Annotated in this window: 9 protein-coding genes; 3 read left to right on the top strand and 6 right to left on the bottom strand. The window is 63.3% G+C overall.

Annotated features, from left to right (window positions below):
- Window positions 1-794 (top strand): ATP-binding protein (locus tag H928_RS26535; RefSeq protein WP_021025801.1); only part of this gene is annotated, 794 nt, incomplete at its 5' end.
- A gap of 14 nt (window positions 795-808) precedes the next feature.
- On the opposite strand, the gene mnmE is transcribed toward H928_RS26535, so the two are convergent.
- From mnmE to rpmH, 6 genes are all read right to left on the bottom strand, one after another.
- A complete protein-coding gene (mnmE, locus tag H928_RS0106720; protein WP_021025800.1) occupies window positions 809-2,278 on the bottom strand; it encodes a tRNA uridine-5-carboxymethylaminomethyl(34) synthesis GTPase MnmE in 1,470 nt (489 codons plus the stop codon).
- A 163-nt stretch (window positions 2,279-2,441) separates the two neighbouring features.
- Window positions 2,442-4,025: an ABC transporter substrate-binding protein gene (locus H928_RS0106715; protein ID WP_021025799.1), complete on the bottom strand. Its 1,584-nt coding sequence runs from the start codon at window positions 4,023-4,025 to the stop codon at window positions 2,442-2,444.
- Between the two features lie 132 nt (window positions 4,026-4,157).
- On the bottom strand, window positions 4,158-5,861 hold the full coding sequence (gene yidC / locus H928_RS0106710) for a membrane protein insertase YidC (RefSeq protein ID WP_021025798.1): 1,704 nt from the start codon (window positions 5,859-5,861) through the stop codon (window positions 4,158-4,160).
- Window positions 5,858-6,142 carry a membrane protein insertion efficiency factor YidD gene (gene yidD / locus H928_RS30670; RefSeq protein WP_084635722.1) on the bottom strand — a complete coding sequence of 95 codons (285 nt, stop codon included), beginning with the start codon at window positions 6,140-6,142 and terminating at the stop codon, window positions 5,858-5,860. The genes yidC and yidD overlap by 4 nt, the downstream gene beginning before the upstream one ends.
- Window positions 6,139-6,621, bottom strand: coding sequence for a ribonuclease P protein component (locus H928_RS26530; RefSeq protein WP_021025797.1), 483 nt, complete (start codon window positions 6,619-6,621; stop codon window positions 6,139-6,141). The genes yidD and H928_RS26530 overlap by 4 nt, the downstream gene beginning before the upstream one ends.
- 59 nt (window positions 6,622-6,680) lie before the next feature.
- Entirely contained in the window at window positions 6,681-6,815 is a 135-nt protein-coding gene (rpmH, locus tag H928_RS30665; protein ID WP_084635723.1) for a 50S ribosomal protein L34, read from the bottom strand.
- Between the two features lie 445 nt (window positions 6,816-7,260).
- Between rpmH and dnaA the strand changes: the two genes are divergently transcribed.
- Window positions 7,261-8,802, top strand: a complete 1,542-nt coding sequence (gene dnaA / locus H928_RS0106700) for a chromosomal replication initiator protein DnaA (protein WP_021025796.1) — start codon at window positions 7,261-7,263, stop codon at window positions 8,800-8,802.
- Window positions 8,803-8,931: 129 nt separating this feature from the next.
- A complete protein-coding gene (gene dnaN, locus H928_RS0106695; RefSeq protein WP_021025795.1) occupies window positions 8,932-10,050 on the top strand; it encodes a DNA polymerase III subunit beta in 1,119 nt (372 codons plus the stop codon).
- The last annotated feature ends 73 nt before the right edge of the window (window positions 10,051-10,123 follow it).

Raw genomic sequence — 10,123 nt, 5'->3', positions numbered from 1 at the left:
AGCGCCTGGCCGCCGCCGCCGAGGCGCTGGGCCGCAACCTGCACAGCCCGCCGATGGATGCGCGGGGCCCGCGCGAAGTGCAGCAGGCGGCCCAGGCCTTCAACGCGATGCAGCAAAAAATCAACGAAGGCCTGGCAGAGCGCACGCGCTTTTTGGCCGCTGTATCGCATGATCTGCGCTCGCCCATCACCCGGCTGCGCCTGCGCGCCGAAATGCTCGAGCCCGACGCCCTGCGCGCCAAGTTTCGCAAGGACCTCGAAGAGATGGAGCACATGGTTGCCTCCACCTTGGACATGCTCACCGGCGCCCATGCCAGCGGCCCGCGCCAGACCATGGACATCCATGCTTTGGTCCATGGCGTGGCCCAGGACATGCACGAGGCCAGCGGCCTGCCGGTCCCCGTCAGCGGCCGGGCGCTGCAGCCCTACACCGGCTACGCCCAAAGCCTGCGCCGGGGCCTGCACAACCTGGTGGAAAACGCACTGCGCTATGCCGGCGATGCGCAGCTGCACATCGACGACGATGGCCAGCAACTGCGCATCCACGTGCGCGACCATGGCCCCGGCATCCCCGCCGCACAGCGCGAACGGGTGCTGGAGCCCTACTACCGCATGGAGCCCTCCCGCAATGCCGCATCCGGCGGCGTGGGGCTGGGGCTATCGATTGCGCAGACGGTGGCGCAGGCCCATGGGGGCGAGCTGTTGCTGCGCGAGGCGGATGGGGGCGGGTTGGAGGCGGTGCTGGTGCTGCCTCGGGGGGCTGCTGCAGAAAGCACCGCTAGCGCACCGCACTAGGCGGGCGAGCTGGCTTATTTGCCAATACAAAAGCTCGAAAAAATCACCCCCAGCAAATCATCCGATGTGAACTCGCCGGTGATCGCATTGAGTGATTGCTGCGCCAGGCGCAGCTCTTCTGCCAGCAGGTCGAGGGCGGGGCTGTCCACATGCAGCTGGGCATGGGCGATGTCCAGGTGCTCTTCAACCTGTTGCAGCGCCTGCACATGGCGGGCGCGGGCGATGTAGGTGCCTTCGGCGGCGGGCTGCCAGCCGGCCATGGCCAGCAGCTGCTGGCGCAGGGTGTCGAGGCCCGCGCCGGTTTTGGCCGACAGCACCAGCGGGGCCTGCTCGCCCGCAGCGGCAGCAGCAGCCGGGGTGCTGAACTGGGCAGCAGCCTCGGCACTTTGGCGGTGCGCCTCGTCGGGGGTCAGTGCATCGGCCTTGTTCCAGACCTGCAGCACCGGCACATTGGCAGGCAGCTGCTGCTGCAAGGTGGCGGCAATCTCGCGGTCGGCCTGGGCATAGTCGGCCTGGGCCATGCGGGTCAGGTCGTGCAAGAAAAGTACGGCGTCGGCGGCGGCGATTTCTTCCCAGGCGCGGGCAATGCCGATGCGCTCGACCTCGTCACTGCTCTCGCGCAGGCCGGCGGTGTCGATCACATGCAGGGGCACGCCTTCGATCTGGATGGTTTGCGTGACCTTGTCGCGCGTAGTGCCGGCAATGGGGGTGACGATGGCCAGCTCGGCGCCAGCGAGCGCGTTGAGCAAGGAGCTTTTGCCGGCATTGGGCTGGCCGGCGATCACCACCTTGATGCCCTCGCGCAGCAAGGCGCCCTGGCGGGTGCGCTGCATGACAGCCTGCACGGTAGCGCGCAGCTGGTCCAGCTGGCCATAGGCATCGGCTTTTTGCAGAAAGTCGATTTCCTCTTCGGGGAAATCCAGGGTGGCCTCGACCAGCATGCGCAGGTGCACCAGCGCATCGCGCAGGCGGTGCACCTCTTGCGAGAAGGCACCAGTCAGCGAGCGGCTGGCGCTGCGCGCGGCCGCCTCGGTGCTGGCGTCGATCAAATCGGCAATCGCCTCGGCCTGGGCCAGGTCGATCTTGTCGTTGAGAAACGCGCGCTCGGTGAACTCCCCCGGCTCGGCCAGGCGCAGGCCCGGCAGCAGCGGCGTGCCACTATCAGCCTCCGCCTGCGCGGCTTCCAGGCAGCGGGCCAGCAGCAGCTGCAGCACCACCGGGCCGCCGTGGGCCTGCAGCTCCAGCACATCTTCGCCGGTGTAGCTGTGCGGCGCGGGAAAGTACAGCGCCAGCCCCTGGTCGATGGCCTGGCCGTCTGCTGCTTTAAAGGGCAGGTACGTGGCTTCGCGCGGCTTCAACGCCTTGCCGCAGAGGCGCTCGACCAGCGGCGCAATCGCCTTGCCCGATACGCGCACAATGCCCACCGCTCCGCGCCCGGGGGCAGTGGCAATGGCAACAATCGGATCGTGGTGGCGTGCAAGCATGGGCAGGTCTTTGGCGCGAGTGGAGCAAGCCCCACATTATCGGGCGACCAGGCCGGCGGCATGCCCGCCAGGCTATTGGCCTGGTTCACCGCACTTCGCACCGCCCCATGAAAAAAGCCTGCTGGCGCAGGCTTTGGGGTGGTTGGAGTGTGCAGCGAAGCGCTTACTTGACCGTGGTCCAGGCGGGGATGGGGCGCGCATCGGCGCGGTAGACGGTCTCGATGCCCTTGCGCATCGCCCAGGGGAAGATCTGGTGGTGCACGGGGATCGTGTAGAAGTTGTCCTTGGTCATCTTCAAGGCGTCGTTGATCAAGGCATCGCGCTTGGCCGTGTCGGTCTCGGTCTTCATCGCGTCGATCTTGGCGTCCAGCTCCTTGTCGGCAATGCGGCCGCCGTTGTAGACGCCGCCGCCCGCTGCGCCCTTGCTGTGGATCAGCGCGTCGAGCGAGTAGAGCGCATCAAAGGTCGCCACACCCCAGCCGAACAGGTAGGCGTTCGGGTCGGAGTTCATCACGCGGGTCACGAACTGCGCCATCGGCGTCGCCTGCAGGCTGGTCTTGATGCCGATGCGGGTCCACATCGCGGTGACGGCCTGGCAGATCGCCTCGTCGTTCACATAGCGGTCATTCGGGCATTCGAGCTTGAGGTTGAAGCCATTGGGGTAACCCGCTTCGGCCAGCAGCTTCTTGGCGCCTTCGACGTCGTACTTGGCGGCACGCTCTTCGAGCTCCTTGCTCCAGCCGTGCACCATCGGTGCCACCATCGTGCCGGCGGTGATCGACATGCCGCGCATCGTGCGCTTGTGCAGGCCGTCGGTGTCGATGGCCATGTACATGGCCTTGCGCACGCGCACATCCTTCATCGGGTTCTTGCCCGGGGTGCCAGCGCCTGGCAGCTCGTCGCGGAAGATGTCCAGACCCAGGTAGATGGTGCGGTTCTCGGTGCCCTCGAGCAGCTTCAACTCGGCGGTCTTCTTGATGCGGTCCTGGTCTTGCGGCGGCGGGTCGACCATGAAGTCGACCTGGTTGGAGATCAGTGCAGCGGTGCGGGTGGCGGCCGACTTGATGGGGGTGAAGACGATCTCGTCGACGTTGCCGGTGGGCTTGTCCCACCAGGCGGCGTTCTTCTTCAGGGTCAGCTTGACATCGGGCTGCCAGCTGACGGCGACAAAGGAGCCGGTGCCATTGGTATTGCGGCTGGAGTAGCTTTCTTCCTTGCCGGCGTAGTCCTGGGTCTTGACGGCGTTGTTCTTCTCGGCCCAGGCCTTGTTCATGATGCGTGCCTCGGTCAGCTCGCGCAGCAGGATGGGGTTGGGGCCCTTGAGGATCAGATCGACGGTGAAGTCATCGACCTTCTTGACTTCCTTGATGCTCTGGGTGGCGCTCATCATGTTCGATGGCGGGGTCATGATGCGGGTCAGCGAGAACACCACATCATCAGCGGTGAAGGCTGCGCCATCGTGGAATTTGACGCCCTTGCGCAGTTCAAAGCGCCACTGGGTGGGGCTCACCTCGGTCCACTTGGTGGCCAGTGCGGGCTCCAGCTGGAAGTCCTTGCCGTAGCGCACCAGCGGCTCATAGACCTGCTGCAGGAAAGCATGGGTGGTCTGGTGGTTCTGTGCGTGGGGGTCCAGGGTCAGGATGTCGTTGGCACCTGCCCAGCGCAAGGTGGCCGCCTGGGCCGCGCCTGCACAGACCAACACTGCCAGCGCCAGCGCGCTAGGTCGAAAAACCGATACTTTCGCCATACCTGAACCCCTATTTTGTTGAACACATTTTCAAACAACTCATGCTAACGAAAAAACGGTCGCTAATGCGACCGTTTGGGAGGTGTATCCGGGAATGCCCGCCTAGGCAATCCCTGCATTGACAAATGCTGGCTACTTGAACTTCGGCAGGTTGAACTGCGGTGGCACACCCATGCGGGTATTGATAATCCACTGCTGGGCAATCGACAGCAAGTTGTTGGTCAGCCAGTACAACACCAGACCGGCCGGGAAGAAGAAGAACATCACGCTGAACATCAGCGGCATGATCCACATCATCTTGGCTTGCATCGGATCGGGTGGTGCGGGGTTCAGCGCCGTCTGCAGCAGCGACGACAGGGTCATCAGCACGGGCAGGATGAAGAACGGATCGGGCACCGACAGGTCATGGATCCAGCCGATCCAGGGCGCGTTGCGGATTTCCACCGACGACAGCAGCACCCAGTACAGCGCGATGAACACGGGGATCTGGATCACGATCGGGAAGCAACCGCCCATGGGGTTGACCTTCTCTTCGCGGTAGATGCGCATCATCTCCTGCTGCATCTGCTGGGGCTTGTCCTTGAGGCGCTCACGCATCTCCATGATGCGGGGGTTGATCGCCTTCATCTTGGCCATCGATGCGTAGGCCTTGGCATTGAGCCAGTAGAACGCGATCTTCAGCAGCATCACCAGGGCCACAATCGACCAGCCCCAGTTGCCGATGAAGCCGTGCAGCTTGTCGAGCAGCCAGTACAGCGGCTTGGCCAGAATCGTCACCCAGCCGTAGTCCTTGACCAGTTCCAGGCCAGGGGCGATGGCTTCCAGCGTCTTTTCGATCTGCGGGCCCACGAACAGGCGCGCATCGATGGCCTTGCTCTGGCCGGGAGCGATCTCGCCCAGGTGGGTGATTTCGCCGACCGAGTACAGGTTGGTGCCGGCCTTGCGCACATAGATGTCGCGCTGCGTGCCCTGGGGCAGCAGCCAGGCGCTGGCAAAGTAGTGCTGCACCATGGCCACGTAGCCATTGTCGGCCGCCTTGTCCACGCTGTCGGTCTTGCCGTTTTCGATGTCCTTGAAGTCGACCTTGTGGTACTTCTTGGCTTCGGTGTAGACGGCCGGGCCGGTAAAGGTCGAGTAGAACGAGGATTCGCCAGCGGGCTTGTTGCCATCACGCGTCAGCTGCAGGTACAGCTGGGGGTTGACTGCGGCAGAGCCGGTGTTCACCACCTCTTGCTTCAGGCCAATCGCATAGTCGCCGCGCTTGAGGGTCCAGGTCTTGACCAGCTTGACGCCGCCCAGATCCGGCGACTCGAACACCACGTTCAGCTCGTTCTGGCCATCGGCCAGCTCGCGCGGACCGGGCTTGAGGGTCATCGCCGTCTTGTGGGTCGGGAAGTTGCCACCGATCAGACCGGTCTGGGCCACGTAGACGCGGTTGGCGCTCTCGTCGAGCAGCTTCACGGGCTTGGTCTTGTCGTCCTGGTCGGCGTACTTGAGCAGCTCGGCACCCACCAAGGATGCGCCTTCGCTGTCAAAGGTCAGGCGCAGCAGGTCGGAGGCCACGGTCAGCTTCTCGCGTGCAGCAGCAGGCGCTGCCGCATCTGCAGCAGCCGTGCCGGGCACGTTGCTGGCGTTCGCAGCAGCCGCAGGGCTGGCGGCGCTGGCAGCGGGCAGACCGTTGTCGGTGCTGACTGCATCTGCAGGCGCCTGGGCCGTCACCTCAGGTGTGGGGAAGAATGTGGGTTTGCGACCATTGTGGATTTGCCACTTGTCCCAGAGCAGGACCAGGGAGAAACCAAATATCACCCACAAGATGGTGCGGCGAATATCGTTCATGAAGACTTCTCAGAGGGGGAAGAGGATGAATCGGCGGGAGTCACCAGACGACTGAACCAGCGCGGATGCGCGGGGACCGGGTCATGGCCGCCCTCGCACCAGGGATGGCAGCGCACCAGGCGGCGCACCGTCAAATAGCTGCCCATGGCAGCACCGTGCTGTTCCAGCGCCTGCAATGAATAGGCAGAGCACGTGGGCTCGAACCGGCAGGCAGAACCTAGCCAAGGGCTCAGCAGCAGCCTGTAGCCGCGCACCAAACCCATGAGCAAGCGTTGCATCATACGCTAAGCACCTTGGCGCCTTCGCCGCGCTCGGCTTTGGCCGGCTGGCTGTTCTTGTGCGCCCGGGCAAACAGCTGCATCAGCTCGGCCCGCACCGCCTGCTTGAGCAGGTCGGAGCTGGGGCTGATGAACTGCTTGCGGTCGAATGTGCTGCGCAGGCGCACCACATGGGCGGCGGCAGGCAGCTGCGCCTCGTGCAGCGCAGCGACGGCATAGATCTGCCGCTTGATGGCGTTGCGGGTGACCGCGCGGCGCGCCCAGCGCTTGGGCACCATGGCACCCAGCCAGGCCGCCTCCAACGCAAAAAGAGCCTGTGCCCCAACCTTTGCAGGTGGGTCACCAGGCCCTGATGGGGCAGCGGCACTGCCCGAGGCGTCGGCAGACAACACCAGCCTGTGCAGCGCAAAGTGCGCTGTACGGGCGATGGTGCCGCCTGCCATGGCGGCTTGGAATTGAGGGCGAGTCTTAAGGCGATGCATAAGTGTCACCCACTGGTGCACTACCTGGCACCCGGAAGGTGCCCGTCACCCTGTCAGCCTTACAGGCCCAGACGCTTGCGGCCCTTGGCGCGGCGTGCGTTGATAACAGCGCGGCCACCCTTGGTCTTCATGCGGACGAGGAAACCGTGGGTACGGGCGCGGCGAACTTTGGAAGGTTGGTAAGTACGTTTCATGATGCAATTCCTAGAGAGGCTTGGTTCCGGTTTGTTGGCCGCTTGCATCCATAAATGAACACAAAAGCAACCAAGCTCAAGCCCTGCTCAAGCGCAACACCGGTGAAATAGTGCGGACCACCCCCATGGCAAGGGCACAAGGCCTGCTGCCAGCGCGGACGGACACGCGCGTAAAATTCGCCCTGACATGCAGGGAAACCGCAAATTATCGCAGTGTTTACTGTCCTTGGCAATTACTTGGCTTTGTCCTCGGTTTTTTCTGTAATATGCGCAGACTTTTGCCAAGTCTGCGGCCAGCCCATCGAGGAAACCCGAGCATGGGGTTTGTGCAGACCAGTCCGTTGTGTGGATAACTTTTGCACAAGCTACAATAGGCAGCCGATCAACCTTCCCCCTTATCCACAACAACAATAGCGTGGGGGATGAATCTTTCCGTGGGATAACAATGGATGAAGCCAGCCTGGGCCAAGGTTTGTGGCGTGCAGTTGTAGAGCAACTCGCCCAAGAAATGCCCGAGCAACAGTTCAACACCTGGATCAAGCCGCTGACCGCTGTCGTGTCGGACGACTTGTCCAAGGTCACGCTCTATGTGGCCAACCGTTTCAAGCTTGACTGGATTCGCGCCCAATACACCGGCCGCCTGGCCGCTATGCTGGAGGAAACCTACGGACAACCCGTGGCCATCGAGTTGGCCATTGCCCAGCGCGATGCCGCTGTGCGCACTGTCGTGCGCCCGCCGGTGCGCAGCGGGGGAGCGCTGGCCGCGTCGGCCCAGGGCAGCGGTACCTCGTCGGGCATGGGCCTGGGGCCGTCCTACGGGCCAGCGAGCCGCAACCCCGGCCAGGCTGCTGCCAACGCGGCCGAGCAGTACCGCAACAGCATCCAGATCAGCGACGCCAGCCCCGCGCCCCATGCAGGCCAGGCCAGCAGCGCCGAGGGCGATACCGGCAATGCAAGTGGCAACTTCCGCAACCGCCTGAACCCGGTGCTCACGTTTGACACGCTGGTCGAAGGTACTGCCAACCGCATGGCGCGCTCGGCGGCCATGCATGTGGCGGCGTCTCCCGGCCATCTGTACAACCCCTTGTTCATCTACGGCGGCGTCGGTCTGGGTAAGACCCACCTGGTGCATGCCGTGGGCAACAAGCTGCTGGCCGACAACCCGGACGCCAAAGTTCTCTACATCCACGCCGAGCAGTTCGTCTCGGATGTGGTCAAGTCCTACCAGCGCCGTACCTTTGACGAGTTCAAGGAGCGCTACCACTCGCTCGATCTGCTGCTGATTGACGATGTGCAGTTTTTCGCCAACAAGGACCGCACGCAGGAAGAGTTCTTCAACGCCTTTGAAGCGCTGCTGGCCAAGAAGAGCCACATCGTGATGACGTCCGACACCTATCCCAAGGGTCTGGCCAATATCCACGAGCGCCTGGTCTCGCGCTTTGACTCGGGCCTGACGGTGGCCATCGAGCCGCCCGAGCTGGAGATGCGCGTTGCCATTCTGATCAACAAGTCGCGCGTCGAAGGCACGGAGATGCCCGAGGAAGTGGCCTTCTTCGTGGCCAAGAACGTGCGCTCCAATGTGCGCGAGCTCGAAGGCGCGCTGCGCAAGATCCTCGCCTACTCGCGCTTCAACCAGAAGGAAATCTCCATCCAGCTGGCGCGCGAGGCGCTGCGCGATCTGCTGTCGATCCAGAACCGCCAGATCAGCGTGGAAAACATCCAAAAGACCGTGGCGGACTACTACAAGATCAAGGTCGCCGACATGTACAGCAAAAAGCGCCCGGCCAGCATTGCCCGTCCGCGCCAGATTGCCATGTACCTGGCCAAGGAGCTGACCCAGAAAAGCCTGCCCGAGATTGGCGAGCTTTTTGGCGGCCGCGACCACACCACCGTGCTGCACGCGGTGCGCAAGATCGGTGGCGAGCGCCAGCAATTGACCGAGCTGAACCAGCAATTGCACGTGCTGGAGCAGACCCTCAAGGGCTAGCCGATGGAATTTTTTGATTTCGCCAATTGCCTGCCTGCCGCAGGCACAATGGCAAATGGGACAGGTGCAGAGGGGGCTCCGTGCACAGCTGCCGTCCACAACAACACCGCAATTTGACAAGAGGTTGAAATGATTGTTCTGAAGGCCACACAAGACAAAGTCATCGCAGTACTGCAGTCGGTCGCCGGTATTGTCGAGCGGCGCCACACTTTGCCGATCCTGGCCAACGTGCTGATCCGCAAGACCGGCAATGCGCTGCAGCTGACCACCAGCGACCTGGAAATCCAGATCCGCACCACGGCCGAGCTGGGCGGTGACATGGGTGACTTCACCACCACCGTGGGCGCGCGCAAGCTGATCGACATCTTGAAGACCATGCCCAGCGACCAGACCGTGAGCCTGGAGACGCAGCAGTCCAAGATGATCCTCAAGGGCGGCAAGAGCCGCTTTACCTTGCAGACCCTGCCGGCGGAAGACTTCCCGCTGGTGCAGGAGGCGCCCTCGTTCGGCCCCGTGTTCAGCGTGCCGCAAAAGGTGCTCAAGGACCTGTTGGGCCAGGTCTCGTTCGCGATGGCCGTGCAGGATATCCGTTACTACCTGAACGGCATCCTGTTCGTGGCCGAAGGCAACACGCTGAGCCTGGTGGCTACCGACGGCCACCGCCTGGCCTTTGCCAGCGCCACCCTGGATGTGGAAGTGCCCAAGCAGGAAGTGATTCTGCCGCGCAAGACCGTGCTGGAGCTCCAGCGCCTGCTGTCGGACGCCAGCGGCGACAACCAGCCCGTCATCGAGATGCAGTTCGCCAGCAACCAGGCGCGCTTCACCTTTGCCGGCATGGAGTTCGTCACCAAGCTGGTCGAGGGCAAGTTCCCCGACTACAACCGCGTCATCCCGCGCAACCACCCCAACAGCATCACGCTGGGCCGCGCGCCACTGCTGGCCAGCATGCAGCGCACGGCCATCATGACCAGCGACAAGTTCAAGGGTGTGCGCCTGACCATCGAGCCCGGCACCTTGCGCATTGCAGCCAACAACGCCGAGCAGGAAGAGGCGGTGGATGAGCTCGACATCGACTACGGCGGCCCGGCCGTTGAAGTCGGCTTCAACGTCACCTACCTGATCGATGTGCTCTCCAACATGGGCCAGGACATGGTGCGCATCGACTTTGCCGACAACAACAACTCGGCGCTGATCACCAACCCGGAAAACGACACCTTCAAGTACGTGGTCATGCCGATGCGCATGTAAGCCACGCAGACGACCCGCGCGCCGGTTTGCAGCAGCAGGCCGGCGCAGCACCGAGATTTATTTGATTCAAAGA

The organism is Comamonas sp. B-9 (assembly GCF_000410635.1).
Taxonomy (GTDB): domain Bacteria; phylum Pseudomonadota; class Gammaproteobacteria; order Burkholderiales; family Burkholderiaceae_C; genus Comamonas.
This window is presented reverse-complemented; position numbering and strand designations above follow the sequence as displayed.

What these genes read in the sequence shown, in the direction of transcription:
- mnmE (WP_021025800.1), bottom strand. Translation starts at nt 2,278, where the DNA reads ATGCTTGCACGCCACCACGATCCGATTGTTGCCATTGCCACTGCCCCC.
- H928_RS0106715 (WP_021025799.1), bottom strand. Translation starts at nt 4,025, where the DNA reads ATGGCGAAAGTATCGGTTTTTCGACCTAGCGCGCTGGCGCTGGCAGTG.
- yidC (WP_021025798.1), bottom strand. Translation starts at nt 5,861, where the DNA reads ATGAACGATATTCGCCGCACCATCTTGTGGGTGATATTTGGTTTCTCC.
- yidD (WP_084635722.1), bottom strand. Translation starts at nt 6,142, where the DNA reads ATGATGCAACGCTTGCTCATGGGTTTGGTGCGCGGCTACAGGCTGCTG.
- H928_RS26530 (WP_021025797.1), bottom strand. Translation starts at nt 6,621, where the DNA reads ATGCATCGCCTTAAGACTCGCCCTCAATTCCAAGCCGCCATGGCAGGC.
- rpmH (WP_084635723.1), bottom strand. Translation starts at nt 6,815, where the DNA reads ATGAAACGTACTTACCAACCTTCCAAAGTTCGCCGCGCCCGTACCCAC.
- dnaA (WP_021025796.1), top strand. Translation starts at nt 7,261, where the DNA reads ATGGATGAAGCCAGCCTGGGCCAAGGTTTGTGGCGTGCAGTTGTAGAG.
- dnaN (WP_021025795.1), top strand. Translation starts at nt 8,932, where the DNA reads ATGATTGTTCTGAAGGCCACACAAGACAAAGTCATCGCAGTACTGCAG.